At 64.9% G+C, this 17735-nt stretch carries 22 protein-coding genes and 1 tRNA gene; 4 read left to right on the top strand and 19 right to left on the bottom strand.

The window, feature by feature from the left end:
- Positions 1-162: 162 nt before the first annotated feature.
- Complete coding sequence (locus tag EON91_RS08685) at positions 163-348, bottom strand: hypothetical protein (protein ID WP_292093518.1); 186 nt, start codon at positions 346-348, stop codon at positions 163-165.
- A gap of 240 nt (positions 349-588) precedes the next feature.
- The gene (locus tag EON91_RS08680) at positions 589-795 is read right to left on the bottom strand and encodes a helix-turn-helix transcriptional regulator (protein WP_292093515.1); all 207 of its coding nucleotides are present in this window, start codon (positions 793-795) and stop codon (positions 589-591) included.
- A 130-nt stretch (positions 796-925) separates the two neighbouring features.
- On the opposite strand from EON91_RS08680, the gene EON91_RS08675 reads away from it, so the two are divergent.
- Positions 926-1648: a hypothetical protein gene (locus EON91_RS08675; protein ID WP_292093514.1), complete on the top strand. Its 723-nt coding sequence runs from the start codon at positions 926-928 to the stop codon at positions 1646-1648.
- Between the two features lie 575 nt (positions 1649-2223).
- Here EON91_RS08675 and EON91_RS08670 read toward each other — a convergent pair.
- From EON91_RS08670 to EON91_RS08610, 13 genes are all read right to left on the bottom strand, one after another.
- Complete coding sequence (locus tag EON91_RS08670) at positions 2224-2982, bottom strand: hypothetical protein (protein ID WP_292093511.1); 759 nt, start codon at positions 2980-2982, stop codon at positions 2224-2226.
- Positions 2979-3428: a hypothetical protein gene (locus EON91_RS08665; RefSeq protein WP_292093509.1), complete on the bottom strand. Its 450-nt coding sequence runs from the start codon at positions 3426-3428 to the stop codon at positions 2979-2981. Before EON91_RS08665 ends, EON91_RS08670 begins: the two co-directional genes overlap by 4 nt.
- Positions 3425-3646, bottom strand: a complete 222-nt coding sequence (locus EON91_RS08660; RefSeq protein ID WP_292093506.1) for a hypothetical protein — start codon at positions 3644-3646, stop codon at positions 3425-3427. Before EON91_RS08660 ends, EON91_RS08665 begins: the two co-directional genes overlap by 4 nt.
- 54 nt (positions 3647-3700) lie before the next feature.
- Positions 3701-4384: a hypothetical protein gene (locus tag EON91_RS08655; RefSeq protein ID WP_292093504.1), complete on the bottom strand. Its 684-nt coding sequence runs from the start codon at positions 4382-4384 to the stop codon at positions 3701-3703.
- Positions 4353-5558 (bottom strand): site-specific integrase, encoded by a 1206-nt coding sequence (locus EON91_RS08650; RefSeq protein WP_292093503.1) that lies wholly within the window; start codon positions 5556-5558, stop codon positions 4353-4355. The genes EON91_RS08655 and EON91_RS08650 overlap by 32 nt, the downstream gene beginning before the upstream one ends.
- A gap of 148 nt (positions 5559-5706) precedes the next feature.
- A tRNA-Ser gene (locus EON91_RS08645) sits at positions 5707-5796 on the bottom strand.
- Between the two features lie 103 nt (positions 5797-5899).
- Positions 5900-6841, bottom strand: a complete 942-nt coding sequence (locus EON91_RS08640; protein ID WP_292093501.1) for an NAD regulator — start codon at positions 6839-6841, stop codon at positions 5900-5902.
- 4 nt (positions 6842-6845) lie between these two features.
- The gene (locus tag EON91_RS08635) at positions 6846-7439 is read right to left on the bottom strand and encodes an HD family hydrolase (RefSeq protein WP_292093520.1); all 594 of its coding nucleotides are present in this window, start codon (positions 7437-7439) and stop codon (positions 6846-6848) included.
- A 136-nt stretch (positions 7440-7575) separates the two neighbouring features.
- On the bottom strand, positions 7576-8409 hold the full coding sequence (locus tag EON91_RS08630; protein ID WP_292093500.1) for a methyltransferase type 11: 834 nt from the start codon (positions 8407-8409) through the stop codon (positions 7576-7578).
- A 104-nt stretch (positions 8410-8513) separates the two neighbouring features.
- Entirely contained in the window at positions 8514-9374 is an 861-nt protein-coding gene (locus EON91_RS08625) for a MoxR family ATPase (protein ID WP_292093497.1), read from the bottom strand.
- Between the two features lie 64 nt (positions 9375-9438).
- Positions 9439-9648 (bottom strand): hypothetical protein, encoded by a 210-nt coding sequence (locus EON91_RS08620; protein WP_292093495.1) that lies wholly within the window; start codon positions 9646-9648, stop codon positions 9439-9441.
- The gene (locus tag EON91_RS08615) at positions 9645-10082 is read right to left on the bottom strand and encodes a hypothetical protein (protein WP_292093494.1); all 438 of its coding nucleotides are present in this window, start codon (positions 10080-10082) and stop codon (positions 9645-9647) included. The genes EON91_RS08620 and EON91_RS08615 overlap by 4 nt, the downstream gene beginning before the upstream one ends.
- Positions 10083-10157: 75 nt before the next feature.
- Positions 10158-11954, bottom strand: a complete 1797-nt coding sequence (locus EON91_RS08610; protein ID WP_292093492.1) for a tetratricopeptide repeat protein — start codon at positions 11952-11954, stop codon at positions 10158-10160.
- Between the two features lie 132 nt (positions 11955-12086).
- Between EON91_RS08610 and flbT the strand changes: the two genes are divergently transcribed.
- The 3 genes from flbT to EON91_RS08595 all read left to right on the top strand — a co-directional run bounded on the left by flbT (position 12087) and on the right by EON91_RS08595 (position 13853).
- Positions 12087-12512, top strand: a complete 426-nt coding sequence (gene flbT, locus EON91_RS08605; RefSeq protein ID WP_292093490.1) for a flagellar biosynthesis repressor FlbT — start codon at positions 12087-12089, stop codon at positions 12510-12512.
- On the top strand, positions 12472-12840 hold the full coding sequence (gene flaF, locus EON91_RS08600; RefSeq protein WP_292093488.1) for a flagellar biosynthesis regulator FlaF: 369 nt from the start codon (positions 12472-12474) through the stop codon (positions 12838-12840). The genes flbT and flaF overlap by 41 nt, the downstream gene beginning before the upstream one ends.
- Before the next feature lie 182 nt (positions 12841-13022).
- A complete protein-coding gene (locus EON91_RS08595) occupies positions 13023-13853 on the top strand; it encodes a flagellin (protein ID WP_292093486.1) in 831 nt (276 codons plus the stop codon).
- Positions 13854-14219: 366 nt separating this feature from the next.
- On the opposite strand, the gene EON91_RS08590 is transcribed toward EON91_RS08595, so the two are convergent.
- The 4 genes from EON91_RS08590 to EON91_RS08575 form a co-directional block, all read right to left on the bottom strand.
- Positions 14220-14858 (bottom strand): exopolysaccharide biosynthesis protein, encoded by a 639-nt coding sequence (locus EON91_RS08590; protein WP_292093483.1) that lies wholly within the window; start codon positions 14856-14858, stop codon positions 14220-14222.
- 79 nt (positions 14859-14937) lie between these two features.
- A complete protein-coding gene (locus EON91_RS08585; RefSeq protein WP_292093480.1) occupies positions 14938-15126 on the bottom strand; it encodes a DUF3008 family protein in 189 nt (62 codons plus the stop codon).
- A 52-nt stretch (positions 15127-15178) separates the two neighbouring features.
- Complete coding sequence (locus EON91_RS08580) at positions 15179-16342, bottom strand: isovaleryl-CoA dehydrogenase (protein WP_292093479.1); 1164 nt, start codon at positions 16340-16342, stop codon at positions 15179-15181.
- A gap of 43 nt (positions 16343-16385) precedes the next feature.
- Positions 16386-17681 carry a glycoside hydrolase family protein gene (locus EON91_RS08575; RefSeq protein ID WP_292093478.1) on the bottom strand — a complete coding sequence of 432 codons (1296 nt, stop codon included), beginning with the start codon at positions 17679-17681 and terminating at the stop codon, positions 16386-16388.
- Positions 17682-17735: the final 54 nt, after the last annotated feature.

Raw genomic sequence — 17735 nt, 5'->3', positions numbered from 1 at the left:
AAGCTGCGTCCAAAAACAATGGCTTTAGCGGTGATCGTCGCAGTCACCGGCTGGACACTGGTTATTCGGCTTGTGTAGCTCCATCGTCTAATCGCCTCTCTCGTGTCTGCAATGGGTCGGGAGCGGACGGTCGCCTGAGGGTGGGAAGCGGACGTTCGGCGACTAGCCGCTCACGGATGTCGGAAGGATCACGCCCTGCCGATAGGCGACCTTGGCACTTCCCCAAATGCGGCGTCCCCGCGTTGTCGCTTCCAATGTGATCTGATCGCGCACGATGTCGCACATCAACACGCCGAGACATTCGTGACGAGCGAGGCTCTCTTCTATGTCGCTCTCGACGTGGAGCATTAGGTGCTTCGGGTCTGGACCCCAGTTGCGCACCACAGCGTCTGGACCGTAGTAGGCTCGAATAGTCGCCAAGACGAACCGCTCTTCCTCTGCTGACAAAGGTGCGGGGTTTTCCGGCGGCATAGGCGGCTTGGCTTTTGGCATATCGAAGAGTGCCGCTGCGGCTCTACGTCCGCAATGGGTCGGAAGCGCTCGTTTATTTGGTCAGCTTCCGAGCTCTCGAACGGCCAGGAGCGAGCATTACCTTTCCAGCAGTTCCTTGGGCTCGACCCCAAGTGCGTCAGCGATCCTCACCAGAAAAGCTAACGTCGGATTCTCCTCACCGCGTTCGATACCCGCGAGATATCGCATTGCCATTCCGGCCTCGTGGGCTAGCGCTTCCTGGCTGAGGCCCTTCGCCTTGCGCAATGCGCGCACCTTTTGGCCGACCAGTTCTTCCCAACGCATAGCCGCATGCGCGACTAACGTCAGATTTTTCGCTAGGAGCTATAGTGCCTAAATGGTGCAAAGCCCTATAAGCACGATAGTTCCTGACGGCGCTGGTGGGGTCAGGCTTAACAGCGATGGAGAATGCAGGATGGCCGAGAATGGCCGCTTCGACGATGACGACGTGGTCCCGCAATTGATCGGGGATAGGTCGCACCTCAGCAGCACGGCGCTCATCGAGCTTGAGCAGGCGGCGGCCTTGGATGTGCTGCGCCGGACGACAGCGGCGGGGTTGGGTGAGCTGGGAAGCCAAGTCCTGCTGATGCTCCTGGTCCTCTGGCAGCGACAGCGACGTGAGAGGTCCGACCGGTCGTTTGTCGTCGCGGTAATGGGAGCCGAACTGGAGGATCTCTGCGGACTCTCGGAGGCAGCCATGCTGGAAGGTCTTCAGCAGCTGCGACCCTTCATTCGGGTGGATGATACAGAGCTCTATTTCGATGGCGACATCGAAGTTGGGCTGGAACCGCTGTTCGCTGACGAGACTGGGGTAGGGGCACAGCTCGATCGCTTCTGGCGCGCCAGCCACGTCCAAATGATGCAGAGGGCTGCAAGGGAGGCTGGCGAGGCGATCGAGTCTTTCTTCCGGCTCGCTGATCGTCGAGGTAGTGCGCAAGGTCTTGAGCGGCTGGTCGCCTTGCGACTCCAATGGCGACGCCATCTGGAGCAGCGCCGGCTCCTCGATGCTCTCAACTTCACGGCGGCGCTGGCGGACCTGCAGGGTCTCCACGACGAACTGGCGACTCTCGAACGGATTCACGACTCGCTCGGGGCCTTGGTGGTTCCCGGCCGACGAGCACGCGATGACCTTTGCTGAGCGCCACCAACAGCTCCCCGGGACGAAGCTGCAAGCCTTGCGTGCTCCCCTAGTCCCCTCGTCTGGACGGCCGCCGCAGAGGGCAGCATTGTCGCTGGTGCACTGAACTCGCGCGGGTGGAGGCACGATGATTGAGGTCGTTTATTTCGTCACAGGTCTGCTAATTGGAGCCGGCATGAGTTGGGTCCTGGTTCCTGTCTGCCAAGGGTTCGTCCAGGGGTGGTCGGAAGTGCGGCGGACCCGTACTGGCGGGGTGGCCTGTTTGGATGGCGTTACCGACCCGCCAGACGCCTAGAGGGTCGGGCCGCCTATCGTTCGAAATTAATCCGCCCGGGTGGTGCGCAACAGCACCCCTGAGGGGGCCGATCGAGGAGCGTCATTCTTGAGCGGAATGACGTGCACACCTTACGCACACCTGCGGTCCGAGAAGTGTTTGAATTTGCAGGTGAAAATATCGTACGACCTAGCGCCAAACCGGCGCCGCCTTTCCGTCTTGGGGAGGAAGTGCGGAAAACTCTCGCTTATACAAGGCAGTAGGCTGGAGCCTCTATGGCTCCGGTTTGACATCTCTTAGTTCAGAACCGGGTGAAGAAGGAAGACGGATAAGGCGCTGCTTGAGACGTCGGCAGCTGTTCGTCGGAATGTTGAGTGGGGTGGTTCTCGCCGGCCGCTTCACATGAACCGGGCTGAGACGGATCGACGGAGGCAGTCCGATCGACCAGATACTCGGACAGATGCTCGCCTTGACGATCCGCGGCTGGTTCACCGGGCAGCCCTTCTTTCCTGCGCTCCTCAAGATTGGGGCTACGCAGCCGGGCAATTCGGACGATCCTCGCAGGGAGCGCGCCCGCCTGCATCTGCCGCCGAACCATGAGGACCAACCCTTCCGCGAGCCTCCCGCGGGCAGTGCGCAGTCGCCTGGACACCCAAGCCTCCCCTCTCTCGAACATTCCGTCGATCCGGGCCGCGAAAATGGGATCCACGTGCAACCGTCGCCGGAACCAAACCAGTTCTTGGAAGAGCCACAGGAGCAGCGATCCGAGACTCCCTAGGATGAACATGCGTCGGGCGTGATCCAGATGCGGCTCAATCCACCACGCATGGCGCAGGCCGGCCGCGCTAAGTTCGATCAGAGAACCGTACGGATGTCGGGTGTGTAGAGTCTGAGGCAGCGGGCGACCAATGAGCGCTTGGAGGTCCGCCAGAAACGCCAGGAGTGCATAGCCGGCAGCAACCAAGCCCGTTCGCCATAGGACCACGCTCCAAAGCACCAACAGGCCAAAATTCAGCTGCCCTTCCAGGCTCGCCCGAGCGGATAAAGGACGTCCGGTCATCGCACTGTGTGGACCGGTTGGAGCTGACCCTCACGCCGCATGTGATGGGCGACAAAGGCATCGTAGAGGCTCCATAGCCGGTCATCGCCAGAGCTGTAGTAGCCAGCAAAAGGCGAGGCCGGCTGTTCGCCGAAAAGCTCGCTGGCGCGCTTGGTGATGTCCTCCTTGATGGCGGTTAGGGTGTGCTTCGGAAACAGCTCCGGCTCGAACAGCTTGGCTGCGATCATCGTGGTCAGCGCCGAGTTGATGAAGCCGAAATAGGCCGCGCTCTTGATGAAGTAGTTCTCCTCGGTGGCGCGGTACTCTCCGATGATGCCTTCGGTGAGTTCGCTGATCGTGCAGCCGGTCCTCAGGGCGTACTGCCGCAGGAAGTGTGCGCTTTCGGCGGACAGGCGGATGTTGAGGCGCTTCTTGTTGAGTTTCCTTGAGGGCTTCGGGCCGATCATCGCGGGGACCTCGCACGCTGCTCCCGCGCGGCCGAGTTCGGCAGCGAGGCAAGCCATCGTTGGGCTTCCGCAGTCAACACGATCGACTTGTGGCCGATCTTGCGCACCTCGAGGCGGCGCGCCTTGACCTCCTCATAGAAGGTCGTTCGGCTGATCGAGAACTGGGTGCAGAACTGCTTGACCGTCAGGGCCAGCGGCGAGTGTTCGTTGATTTGCATGGATGTCGTCTCCGATGGAAGAGACGACATTGAGTGCGCGGCTGACGGCTTCAGTCAGCAACTATTCGTTGATGAACGGGAATTCAGGATGGTTAGCCGTTCCTTATCTGCGGCTTTGAGCAACGTGCGGATCTGCTTGTCCGACCGATCAGGGTTCGGAAAGAGTTCTTGAAACTTTGCTCGTTTGGCTTCCCACGATTGCGTTCCGGAATAGCTGGCGAGAAACGCAATAGCGGTTGGCATCAGATCGCGCATCCATTGTGTGCGAAGGGCAGCGCTGCGCTTCCCGACCTCAGCCTGTCTGGCGCTGCGCTGCCGGGTATGGTTCTGGTCGCCTAAGGCCTCCTGCGTGCGCGGTGAAACCTCGTGGCAGGCCATCCCCAACGACATGGCAATGGGCGCGACCGTGTCAAACATGTGGGCGATAGCTGGGTCGCGGACTCCCCGGCGAAGCTCGTCGAGGACACTCAAGAGGGTCAAGGCGGCGTCGGTTTGAGTCCGTTTCCGGACCTTCTCTGCCTTGGGTAGCTGGTGCTTAGGGCTGAGCGACGCGGGGTGATCATCGTCAATCAAGGCTTGCGCGGCCAGAAGCATCTGCCGGCACTTCGCAGTCGACCATTCCAGCGCGTTGTTGGGTTGACCTTGGAGGCACAGCAGAAGCTGCCTGTCGGCTTCCGCCTCGAAGGCGTCGGGGTCGTGCAGCAGGTCAGCGGGGGCGGGGAGGGGCGGCGGAGACATACATTCCCCAATCCGCCATCAGTGCTTGCCGCTTTGTGAAAAGATCGCCGCGCCGATAGGCCGCCTCGACCTTGTTGGCGACGGTGTGCGCCAAGGCCATCTCGACGACCTCATTGGGATAGGCCGTGGTCTCGGCCGCCCAATCCCGGAAGGTGCTGCGGAAGCCATGTACGGTCAGGTCGCCGCGCTTCATGCGCTCCAGCGTCTTGAGCATGGCCATGTTGCTCAGCGGTTTTCCGGCACGTAGTCCTGCGAAGAGCGGCGCCTTCGGGTTACCGTCACCTGGCGCGCGAACCAGGGCTGCAACTTGAGGGCAGAGCGGCACACGATGCTCCTTGCCCGCCTTCATCCGCTCGCCCGGAATAGTCCAGACAGATGTCTCAAGGTCGATCTCGCCCCATGTGGCGCCTATGACCTCGCCTGTGCGGGCTGCAGTTAGAATGGCGAACTCCAGCGCTCTCGCTGCCTGGCCGGACTGAGCTCCGAGTTGCTCCATGAACGCGGCCATCTCTCCGAACGGCAGGGCCTTGTGGTGAACCACCTTGGCGACCTTGGCCTTGGCCGGCAGAATCTTGTCGAGGTGGCCTTTCCATCGAGCGGGATTGTCGCCGGATCGGAACCCGCTCACCGCTGCCCAATCCAGCACGCTTTCAATCCGCCCGCGCAGACGGCTCGCCGTTTCCGTCTTCGTGGTCCAGATGGGCTCAAGCGCTTTAACCACCAGACTGGTGTCCACTCGATGGACCGGCACACTGCCGAAGTGCGGTGAAGCGTAGGTCTTGAGCGTGCTGTTCCACTGCGCGGAGTGTTTGGCGTTCCCCCATGCGCCTGCCCGCGTTTTAAGATAGGCGGTGAGAGCCTCGTCGAAGCTCAACACGCGAGCCGCTTCGAGCCTCTGATCAAGGGCGGCCGAGCGCTTCGCTTCGATAGGGTCGATGCCCTTGCGCTTGAGCTTTCGGGCTTCCCGCGCCGCGTCACGGGCTTCAGCCAAGGAGACCGTATGCAGCGGTCCCAAGCCCATCTCCCGCTCTCGCCCACCAAAGCGATATCGGAAGATCCAGGACTTCGAGCCTCCTCGCGCCACTTGGAGGTACAGGCCGGCCCCGTCGGCGTACATGCCAGGCTCCTTGGCACGCTCGACGACCAGCGCCTTGAGGCGATGTATCACTGGCATGTTTAACCCCCGCGCTTACCCACGCATGGATAGCGGATTTGGGCTAACGGGTGCAAGCGGCGGCGAACGCTTAGGGCATGCGCTCTCATTGAGATTATTAACTAAAAGCGCAAATCTGGCCGTTCGCGAACATCTGCGAACAGGCCGGTGGCGGAGAGGGTGGGATTCGAACCCACGGTACCCGTAAAGGCACGCCGCATTTCGAGTGCGGTACATTCGACCACTCTGCCACCTCTCCGCGGGGCCGATATGCGCTTGGTCGAGCGAGGGGCTTCTCTAGTCAAAGGCGGCGCTGGCCGCAAGCGGGTATGGCGAAGAAATACGCCCGGTGGAGAAGGGGCTCAGCGAAGGGCGGGAAGGGCCAGCCCAGGTGCGGGGCCTCCCGCCGGATCGGCGCCGACGAAGCGGAACAGTTCGGCGGGGCGCCCGCCCGTCGCGGCGGTCATCCGGCCGATGGGCGCGACCAGTCCGCTGCGCTCGACCCCGCGGCGGAAATTCTGCTTGTGCAGGGCGAGGCCCGCCACCGCCTCGGCCGCCGCCTGAAGCTCGGACAGGGTGAAGGTTTCGGGCGCCAGGTCGAACAGCACCGGCCGGTATTTCAGCTTGCTGCGCAGCCGACCCAGACCCGTGGCGACGATGCGCCGGTGGTCGGACGCCATGGTCAGGCCGGGAGGCGCGGCGGGCAGGGGCTGGTCCCGGTCGCGCGCGGCCTCGGCCACCAGACCGGCCTCGTACAGCAGCTCATAGCGCTCCAGCACCCGCTCCTCATTCCAGCGGCGGCCGGCGCCGACGGCGAACAGGGTCTGGGTCCGCGAGCGGCGCGCGGCGTCGTCGCCGGCCCACGCCAACAGGGCGGCGTTCAGCGCGTCCAGCAGGGCAGGGCGGCCGCCGCGCCAGTCCTCCCACGGGAAGATGTCGAACAGGCGGGTCCATCCGGCGTCCATACCGGGCGAGGGCGCCGCCTCGGGCGTCAGGGCCAGATAACCGACCGAAATCTCTCGCCGCCGCTCCGGTCCCGGCGTGGCGCGTGGCGCCTCGCGGCCCGCGTCGCCAAAGGTGTAGAGCTGCTCGACGAAGCCGGGGTGAAAGCCGGTCTGGTCGCTGACGAAGGACCGCAGCGCCAGCTCGAACGTGCGGTCGCGGTCCGGATTGAACGGCCCGAACGGCAGGGCCTGCGCGCCGTTGTCGGCATGGGTGGTCAGCACCACCGCCTCGCGTTCGCGCAGGGCGATGACGACCGCCGACAGACCGATGCGCACACCCTGTCCGTCGCCCCCGGTCATGCGGCTATTCCGTATGCCAGGCGTCGGCGGCGGGGATGATGCCGACCGCCTCGGCCAGCACGTGATACCGCTCCAGATAGCGCTGCTGCGCCAGGGCAGGGGGCAGGGGGTCGATGATCAGGTCATAACCGGGCGGCGGCGCGCCGAAGATCTGCAGCGATTCCTTGTGTTCAAACCCGGCCAGTTGCGTCGCTTCGAAGTAGGCGCAGGCGCGGTCGGCCTTCTTGATCAGGGTCTTGATCGTCTGCGGCGTTTTGGGCGGCAACTGGAAGCGCACGTGGATGGCCGTCTCCAGCCGGGCCTCGAAATCCTTGTAGCCCGAGCCCAGCGCCGATTTGAACGGCGAGATCATGTCGCCGATGACGTATTCCGAAGCGTCGTGCAGCAGGGCGGCCAGGCGCCATTTAGGCTCCAGCCCGGGACGGATGTGGGCCGCAATCTCCTCGACCACCAGCGAATGCTGGGCGACGGAAAAGGCGTGCTCGCCGATCGTCTGACCGTTCCAGCGGGCGACGCGAGCCAGGCCGTGGGCGATGTCCTCGATCTCGATGTCGAAGGGCGAGGGATCGAGCAGGTCCAGCCGGCGTCCCGACAGCATGCGCTGCCAGGCGCGGGGCGGTTTGGCGATCGACTTGGTCTTGGGGCGCTCGGCCACGGGTTGATCCTGCTCGCTATGGGCCGGTCAGGTGACCCATCCCGGCGGCGGGATCAAGAGGCAGGCGACTTTCGCCCGCTCAATTCCCGACGTTCAACTCGACCAGTTCGCGCGCGTCGTCGAAGACCGGCTCGCGTTCGCGATCCTTGGACCGCACGGTGGCGACGACGATCGGACCGCCGGCGGGGCCCCGCGCTTCATAGCCGACCAGGCGCCAGCCCGCGACCGACGGGCGGTCGTCCGTCAGCACATAGGTGGCCCGTGTCGCCGCGCCGGGCGCCCGGGTCCGGACCTGGGCGGCGCCATCGTGCGCCTGGATGTCCACGGTCTCGCTGTTGCGCGAGGTGACGTTGACGGTGGCGTTCTTGTCGTCGGCGCGGATGTTCAGGCCGCCGATGCGAATCTGGGCCTTGTCCCCCTGGGCCTCGACCCGGAGGCCGGGCAGGCGGACCTGGGCGTTCTCGCCCTGGGTCTGGATATTGATACCCGGCGCGCGGACATCGACCCGGTCCTCGCTGGCCGGGGATGGCGCGGCGTCAGAAGACGGCGTCGCGGGCGGCGCCGGTGGCGACGGCGGTGCCATGCGACCAGCGGCCTCGGGCAGGTCATTGGCCAGGCGACGTTCAAAGGCGCGCAGGGTCTCGTCAACAGAGGCGCCGTTCAGCTTGACCATGTGCAGGGCCACTTCGGCCCCCCTTGGACCGGCATAGACACACATCGCGCCCCCGGCCTGGGCCGTGCCCTTGCGGGTCAGGGAGCCGAAGGTCTGGGGGCATTGCAGCGTATCGACGACCTTGAGCACGCCGGACGAGGCGTCGCCGCTCTCGCTGGTGGTGATCCGGACCGAAGAGTCGCCGTCGCAGGCGGCCGTCAGGCCGGCCAGCAGGGCGATTGCAACGGAGGTGATACGCATGGCGGTTCCTTCTCTCACCGCCATCTTCCGGCGGGGGGAAGCGTCAATCCAGTGAAATCGCGGTAATCGGAATGGCCGAGCCTGATCAATGATAAGGCGATCGTTTATGATCCCGGCCGCACACCCTCGCGCCGGTTCAGGAAGGCCAGCCGCTCGAACAGGTGCACATCCTGCTCATTCTTCAGCAGGGCCCCGTGCAGCGGCGGGATCAGCTTGCCCGGTGTCTTCTCACGCAGGGTTTCGGGCGAAACGTCATCGACCAGCAGCAGCTTCAGCCAATCCAGCAGTTCCGAGGTCGACGGCTTCTTCTTCAGGCCCGGCGTGTCGCGGATTTCGTAAAAGGTCTTCAGCGCCTCTGACACCAGACGCGGCTTGATGCCGGGGAAGTGCACCTCGACGATGTCCTGCATCGTCTGCGCGTCGGGGAAGCGGATGTAGTGGAAGAAGCAGCGGCGTAGGAAGGCGTCCGGCAGTTCCTTCTCGTTGTTCGAGGTGATGACCACCACGGGGCGGACCTCAGCGTGGATCGTCTCGTCCGTCTCCTGGACGTAGAACTCCATCCGATCGAGTTCCTGCAGCAGGTCGTTGGGGAATTCGATGTCGGCCTTGTCGATCTCGTCGATCAGCAGGACCGGCCGCTGCGGGGCGGTGAACGCCTCCCACAGCTTGCCCTTCTTCAGATAGTTGCGGACGTCGTGGACCCGCGCGTCGCCCAACTGGCTGTCGCGCAGGCGGGATACGGCGTCATATTCATACAGGCCGTTGTGGGCTTTGGTCGTGGACTTGACGTGCCAGGTGATCAGCGGCGCGTTCAGCGCCCGCGCCAGCTCATAGGCCAGCACGGTCTTGCCGGTGCCCGGCTCCCCCTTGATCAGAAGCGGGCGCTCCAGCGCCACAGCGGCGTTGACCGCGACCTTCAGATCGTCCGTCGCGATATAGTTCGCGGTGCCTTCGAACCGGCTCATACGAAAACCTGCTCCATCCTTGCGAACGGAGCAGGTAGCGTATCCGAACGGACGTGAACAGCGATCAGGTGATGCGCTTGGCCGAGACCGGATCGCTGGCGGGGAAGGTTTCCTCAACGCCTTCGTCGATCAGGGCCTCCTGACGGTTTTCGGCGCCGCGCTCCTTGTCCTTCAACTGGTCCGGCTTGCCCACCTCGCGCTTGGCATGTTTGGCTGGCGGGGTGTTGGTGTCGCAGTCTTCCTGAATCCTGGTGGGGTTCTGGGTATGGTTCATGCCGGTTTCTCCTCGGTGTCGGGGCCGTAGCCAAGATCTTCGATGTCATCGTCGGAAAGGCGACGCGATTCCCAGTGGGCCGCGCTGGCCTGGGCGCCACGCTCGTTTTCCATCAGACCGGAATACACGAGCTCGACTTCATCCGGCCCCCGCAGGCCGTTGCTCTCGCCGTCGATCTCTGACACCCGCGCGCCGTCCACGCCCAGCAGGGCGTCGGCCTCGGCCTCGATGCCGTCCAAGGCCAGGGTGTCATCCAGATCGATGTCGTCCTCGTCGAACGGCTCATCGTCGGCGTCGCCCTCGGCCTGGGTGACGTCCAGAACGCCGCCGGCCTCGTCCAGCATCAGGTCGCCTTCGCCCTCATCATCGATGTGGGTTTCGTCAAAGGTTTCAGACTGTTCCTGGTCGTCGCGGGTGTTATCGATCTCGGGCATAAGCGCCTCCCTTCACGAAAGGACAACGCACCGTCGACGGCCGCCGTTCCCGTCTCGTGACGAAGAGAGGGGCGTCTAGGACCAGCGCGCCTCAACCGCCTCGCCCAGGGCGACGCGCATCCGTTCCATGAGTGCGGGCCAGTCGCCCATCGTCTCCATCGGGAAGCAGCGCATATGCGGATAGAAGGGGTAATGGTCCGTCCCCAGCGTGTGCCAGTCGTCCGGCCCCACCGCCATCCAGGTGCGCGCCCCGACCGACGCGGCCAGATTGGTCCCTGCGATCCCCGGCCCGATCACCAGATCGGCGGCCATGGAGATCGCCGCCAGATCCTCCAGATCGTCCTTCAGGTCGAAGGGCGGCGTCCAGATGCTGATGCCGGCCGCCTCGGCTGCGGCCAGATCTTCGGCCACGTCGCCGCACTGCAGGTTGATCATGATACAGCCGGGCGCCGTGAGCACCGGCTTCCACCGCTCGAAGGCCGAGAAATAGCGCGCCCGGGCCCCGCTCAGAACCAGACTCTTCCAGTGAAGACCGATCTTCAGGCCCGGCCCCAGTTTTTCCAGTTCCGCCTTCCAGTGCGCGACTCGAGCCGGATCCGCGACCAGATGCCCGGCCTGGGCAGGGAACGCTTCGACCGTGGGCCTGTATATAGGAGTGAGGGCGCCCAGCGGTATCCAGGCGTCCACGGGCCCATCCTTGGCCGTCCACTCTTCCAGGAAAGGGAGGAAACGGCGTACGCGACCTTCCAGGCTGATGGTGGTGTGAGGCCCGACCACGGCGGTCGGGTGGCTGCGCTGGAACATGTCGACCAGGCGCTTTTCCACCGCGACATACACGCGGCCTTTGGGCCCCACCGCCTCGATCACATCGGCAAGGCAGTTGGCGAAGACCATCTCGTCGGCCAGCCCCTGCTCACCGGCGACCAACAGGGTCTTGCCCGCGATATCCATCTTTGCCGGATCCCAGCGCGGAGAATCCACGATGAAGTGCGGCGCATCCGGCATGTGCGGGTTGAACCGTTCCTCGTAGTCGGCCATGCCGCCGATGATGTCTCCCGTCGCCAGCTTGGCCATGCCGCGGGCCATCACCATCATGGCCCGTTCATAGCCGGGTTCAGCTCCTGGCAGCGCCGCCTCCATGTCCTCCAGCGCGTCGGCAGACCGGCCCAGGCCATGCAGGGCGCTACCCCGGTTGAAGCGGGCCTTGGCGAATTCGGGATTCAGACGCAGGGATTCGTCGAAGAAGGTCATCGACTCGGCCATCTGGCCCTGGTCGCTCAGCACCGAACCCAGCGTGTTCCACAACAGGGCGTGGTGCGGCTCGATCTGGATCAGTTGGCTCAGCAGTTCGATGGCCTCGGAATAACGCTTCTGCTCGCGCAGCAGGGAGGCCAGGTTATTGGTCGCCTCAACGTGACCCGGGTTGGCCGCCAGGAAACGGCGCTGAAGCTTCTCCGAAATGTCCTTATAGCCCAGCCGCTGGGCCAGGCGCGCGAGGTCGTGCGCGACCTCCGTCTCGTCCGGCAACAGTTTCACGGCCGCCTCATAGGCCGAGATCGCCTGGACGAAATGCCCCAGCTTTTCGCGGCAGATGGCCAAGGCGTGCCAAGCCTGTCCCATGCGTTCGTCGTGCTCCAGCGCCTTCAGCGCGCGGCGGCTGCCGGCCTCGAAATCGTGGACGCGGATGGCGGCGACGGCCGAGCGCACCAGGTCCAGCGCCTTGCGCTGCCCACCCTTCATGCTCGCTATCTCTTGCGACAGCCTGCGAATTGAATCAGGCGAGGCGGCGTCGCCGGCAGGACCGTAGACGCCCGGCACACGCGCTGCAAAGACAGGCACGCCGTTGGCGAGGGGGGAGATGTCGACAGGCATGGGCGCTCCGGAGATTGCAACCTCAAACTGCCCCAGGGGTCACTAGGAGATGGTTAACCACGCCTGTTTAGGTTGCCTTTGTTTCCCCACCTCTATCGATGACGCCAGCAGGCGCGCAGGAGATGACGCCGGATGCCCTTGAAGCTGTCGCTGAAACCCGGCGAAAAGTTCGTTCTGAACGGCGCTGTGGTCCAGAATGGCGATCGCCGTGGTGTGCTGATCCTCCAGAACAAGGCCAGCGTCCTTCGCGAGAAGGACATCATGCAGGCCGAAGAGGTGAACACGCCGGCCCGCCGCATCTATTTCCCGGTCATGATGATGTATCTGGACGAGGGCGGCGCATCGAAGCTGCACGACGAGTTCGCCACGCGTCTGTCAGAGTTCATGAACGCCTCGCGTAATCCCGAGATCATGCAGGATTGCATCGCCGCCTCGCGTCACGTCATGGCGCGGGAATACTACAAGGCGTTGATGGTGGCCCGGAAGCTGGTCGACTACGAGGATTTGAGGTTGGGGAATGTCGCTTCAGGCGTACAAGACAGCAGCCACCAGGGCTGAATCTCCGCGTGAGATGGAGTACCGGCTGTTCGGCCAGGTGACGCGCGCCCTGCTGGCGGCGTCGCAGGCGGATCCGACGGACATCGCCACGCGGATCGACGCGCTGGACTGGAACCGCCGTCTCTGGTCGACGCTGGCCACGGACTGCAGCGATCCCGACAACGCCATGCCCAAACCGCTGCGCGCGCAGATAATCTCGCTCAGCCTGTTCATCAGTCGGCACTCTTCCGCTGTGATGCGCGGCGAGGAGGATTTCGAGCCGCTGATCGATATCAACCGCATGATCATGCAGGGCCTGGCGCCTGCGGGCGGCGCCCAGGCGGCCTGATCGCCCTTGCCGGGCGCTCGGCAAAGTTTGACCGGCTCTTAGGCCGGTCTCTGACATAACTATTGATAATCAAGGGGATCGGGCGCGTCGCGTTCGGTCCCTTTCTTGCGTGTGCGCGTGTGAACCAAAAGGTTCGCGGCCAGAAGGCCGTAACCCCACCGACCAGAATGGAAGGATGCCGCATGCTCTCGGGCTCGGTTAACACCAACGTGGGCGCGATGATCGCGCTCCAGAACCTGAACGCGACCAACGCCGATCTGGCGACGACCCAGAACCGGATCAACACCGGCAAAAAGGTCGCCACCGCCAAGGACAACGGGGCCATCTGGGCTATCGCCCAGGGGCAACGGGCCGAGATCGGCGCGCTGAACGCGGTTAGCCAGTCGCTCGCCCGTGGCATCGCTGCGGTCGATGTGTCGCTCGCCGCCGGCGAGTCGATTTCCGACTTGCTGCTGCAGATGAAGGAGAAGGCTCTGGCGGCGAAGGATTCGTCGCTGAAGACCGCCTCACGCGAGGCGCTGAACGAGGAATTCAAGGCGCTGCGCGATCAGATCGCCAGCGTGGCTTCGAACGCCAGCTTCAACGGGTTGAACCTGCTGGAGGCCGGCGCGACAGGCTTCCAGGCCCTGGCGAACGCGAACGGCACCGCTGTGCTGTCCGTCAAGCCGGAGGTCATGGCCCTTGGAAGCGCCAATGTCACCGTGACGGCCTCCATGGAGATCGATGCGGTGACCACGGCGTCGGCCGCGATGGCGGCGGTGGATACGTCCATCGCCAATGTGTCCAGCGCCCTGGCGCGCTTGGGCACGACGTCGAAGTCGCTCGGCACCCACCAGACGTTCGTCGGGAAACTGATGGACTCACTGGAATCCGGGGTGGGCAATCTCGTGGATGCGGATCTGGCGAAGGAAAGCGCAAGGCTCCAGTCGCTGCAGACAAAGCAGCAGTTGGGCGTCCAGGCGCTGGGCATCGCCAACCAGACGCCGCAAATCCTTCTGTCGCTGTTCCGCTAGGCGTTCAGGACATCAACGCCGGAGAGGGTGACCTCTCCGGCGTTTCTCTTTTCACGAAATCGGGAGCGGCCTTGGCGGTAACGCCCGACGCACCCTACCTTGGCCCTCCCTGTTCAACAGTCGAAAGGAGGTGATCCAGTGTCTCATTGTCATCAATCGCGTGTGGCGGCCGCGACCCTGGTCCTCGGAGAGGTCCGGGCCTGACCTTTTGGTTGGCGCTGACGCCCCCGGGCGTCCTGAGCGCTATTCAGGCTGAGTTGTGGTCCGGCCGCTCGCGGTCAGACAATGAAGCGCCGCCGGGTTCGCCCCGGCGGCGCTTTCATTTTTGAAGGACGCTACCGCCCTTCCGACTGCTTGAGCAGACGATCAGAACAGGTTGGCGAACCAGGCGGCCGTGTTGCTGACGATGGCCACGACGGTGGCCCAGATCAGCACCAGATAGACCCCGCAGATCGCCGTGCCGATCAGGCCGGCGATCACCGCGAAACCGTCGCGCTGAATGATGGCCAGACCAAAGATCGCCAGCGTCAGGCCCGGCAAGGCGTCCCCGAACGGCACCGGCAGCGCCATCATCATCGCCAGCAGGATGCAGATCACGCCGACGGCCACGTCCGCGACTTCGCCAGTCAACGCAGGCCAGCGGGGGCGGGTCAGCCGCTCCACCTGGCGCAGACGCGGCAGGATTTTCTGGCTGGCCGTACGATAGGTCGCACGACTGAACGACAGCCGCAGCAGCCAGCGCGGTAGCCACACCTTGTCCCGCTGCAGCGCCAGTTCGGCCGCGATCAGGATGATCGGCACGGAAAACACCGCCTTGCCGCCCGGCGGCCACGGAAACAGCGCCATCAGCGCCAGCATCAGGATGACCGCGCCAAAGCCGCGCTCGCCGAAGCCTTCGATCATCTCGCGCAGCGACAGCTTGGGATTGTCACCATGACCCAATCCCTCCAGCACGTCGGAAAACGAGCAGGTTTCGTCAGGCGGCGGTGCGGTGACCTGGCTCATGCGGCGGGACTCAAGACGGCGGACCGCAAAGGTAGGAGGAGGGATGGGGTGACGCCATCCTCACATCTACCAACAGGCCTTAATCTTTCGTCACATGCTCAGGTTTGCCCTTGCGCCGGGTATGGGCGAATTCCTCGAGCTGCGTCTCGCTCATCGACTCCATCATCGATTTCGAGGCGCCCTTCAGCTTTGACTTCGGCGTGTCGCCCCGCTTGGCCGACAGGGCGGCGCCTGCGGCCTTTTGCTGGGCGGCGGACTTGGCGGGCATGGCGCGTCTCCTTTCGAGAAGGAAGCAACAGCCGACCCGCCGCCCGGTTCCGTCAGCCTCCCAGCAGTTCGCGCCCGATCAGGAAGCGGCGGATTTCGTTGGTGCCGGCGCCGATGTCGTACAGCTTGGCGTCGCGGACCAGCCGCTCGACCGGCCATTCCTTCGTATAGCCGGCGCCGCCCAGGGCCTGGACGGCCTCCAGCGACACCTTCACCGCGTTCTCGCTGGCCAGCAGGATCGCGCCCGCCGCGTCATAGCGGGTGGTTTTGCCCTGGTCGCAGGCGCGGGCCACAGCATAGACATAGGTCCGGGCGCTGTTCAGGGCGACGTACATGTCGGCGACCTTGGCCTGCATCAGCTGGAAGCTGCCGATCGCCTTGCCGAACTGCTTGCGCTCGCGGACGTACGGCAGGACCACGTCCAGCGCCGCCTGCATGATGCCCAGCGGCCCGGCCGACAGCACCGCCCGCTCATAGTCCAGGCCGCTCATCAGCACGGCCGCGCCGCGCCCTTCGCCGCCCATGATGTTCTCTTCCGGGATCTCGCAATCCTCGAACACCAGTTCGGCGGTGTCCGAGCCGCGCATGCCCATCTTGTCCAGCTTCTTCGAGACGCTGAACCCCTTCATGCCCTTCTCGACCAGGAAGGCGGTGACGCCGCCGTTGCCCTCGCCTGTGCGGGCATAGACCACCAGGGTCTCGGCGTGCGGCGCGTTGGTGATCCAGAATTTCGTGCCGTTCAGGACGTAGCGGTCGCCCTTCTTCACCGCTTGGGTGCGCATCGACATGACGTCCGAGCCCGACCCGACCTCGGACATGGCCAACGAGCCGACGTGTTCGCCCGAGATCAGCTTGGGCAGATACTTCGCCTTCTGCTCGGGCGTGCCCCAGCGGCGGATCTGGTTGACGCACAGGTTCGAGTGGGCGCCGTAGCTCAGGCCGATCGAGGCCGAGGCGCGGGACACCTCCTCCATCGCCACGACGTGTTCCAGATAGCCCAGGCCCAGGCCGCCGAACTCTTCTTCCACCGTGATGCCGTGCAGGCCCAGCTCGCCCATTTCGGGCCACAGGTCGCGGGCGAACTCGTTCTTCTCGTCGATCTCGGCGGCGCGCGGCGCCAACCGGTCAGCGGCCCAGCGGGCGGTAGTTTCGCGAATGGCGTCGGCGGTTTCGCCGAGGCCGAATTCCATGGATTGGGGCGCGTTGGGAATGCTCATGAGCGCGGGCGTAGCATCCCGCGCGCCGCTTCGCAAAACCGGCTCAGCCGCGGGCGTTCTGGCCCCAGCGACGATACAGATTATAGCCCGACACGCCGACGCAGACGGCGGCGATGACGGCCAGTACCCAACCGATCATGGTCGTTTCCCGCCCGCCGACCGCTTGATCCCCGGCCAGTCGGAACGCCGCCATCGCCGCGCCGAACGAGGCCAGACCGACCCCGCCCATGACCAGAAAGGCGCCCGTCTCGCTCCAGTCGAACCGGCCGGACGGCGGCGTGGCGTCCGCCTCATGGCGCAGCACAGGGGCAAAGTCCGAGGCCGTGATGCCTTCATGCAGGAACAGGCCGTCCTGGTCCGGGCGATCGGTCTGGCGGCGTTCCCACACCGGGCGCTGGATGACCTCAGGCTCGATCGACGGCGGCGCGGTCAGCACCAGAGGCGGCGGCGCCAATTCATTGGCCAGCGGCGGGAAGGGCGAGGGTGCGCCGGGCGTAAAGCTGGGCGCATGCGGCGCCGGGCCGTCGTCAATGACAGGCGAGACTTCAGTGAAGCCGGGACCCTCGGCCGGCGCGCGCCAAGCGGGGATCGGCGCCCCCTCGACCGCCGACGGCGCGACAGTCATGGGGGGGAAGGCGGGGGTCACGACGGGCGCAGATGCGGCCTCGATCTCCGGCGCACGGATCACCGGCGGCAACGTGCCGGCCATCGGGGTCGCATACGGCGAATAGCGCAGCATCTGGTGCGCCATGGACGGCGCGTCGGCGGAGCGGGCAGGCTCGGGAAGGGGGACCGGCGCCACGTTCGGCTCATCAGCCTGTTCGACCGGGGCCGGAACCGGCGCCATCGCCGAAGCCGGGGCGAACTCCATTGGAGCGGGCGCCGACAGCAGGTCGGCCAGGGCCACCGGCGCGGACGGGTCGGCCACGAACAGCGCCCGCTCGGCCCGGCGACGGCGCACATGGGCGTCGGCGGGCTGGGGCTGGGGCCAGCCGATCAGGGCGTCGCCCGCGCGCGCCGTCTCGCCCGCCTTCAGCCGCGCCAGCACGTCCGATTTCAGGAATCGCTCGACCCCGACCGAAAAGGCGAAACTGGCCAGGGCGTCGAACTGGTGCTGGTTCAGGTCGGAGGGGGCGTTGTCGCCGACGGCGGCCACCACCGGGATCAGGTCGTATTGCAGCAGCAGTTCGGCGTCCGGCTCGCTGACGCTCAAGCCCTCGCGGGCCGAGGCGGTGTGGCCATAGCCAATCGTCCACTGTCCGTCCTCACGACGAACCGCGACGGGACGAAAGCCCTCAAAACTCTTGATGAGGATGATCCCTGCGCGGGAGACCTTCATGCGTTTGCCGACTTCGGACACCGGATTGACCCATATCGAGACGAGACGCTCGCC

The organism is Brevundimonas sp. (genome assembly GCF_004210735.1).
In the GTDB taxonomy this organism is placed as follows: domain Bacteria; phylum Pseudomonadota; class Alphaproteobacteria; order Caulobacterales; family Caulobacteraceae; genus Brevundimonas.
Note: the sequence above shows the minus strand (reverse complement) of the source record. Positions and strands in the feature narration are given on the sequence as shown.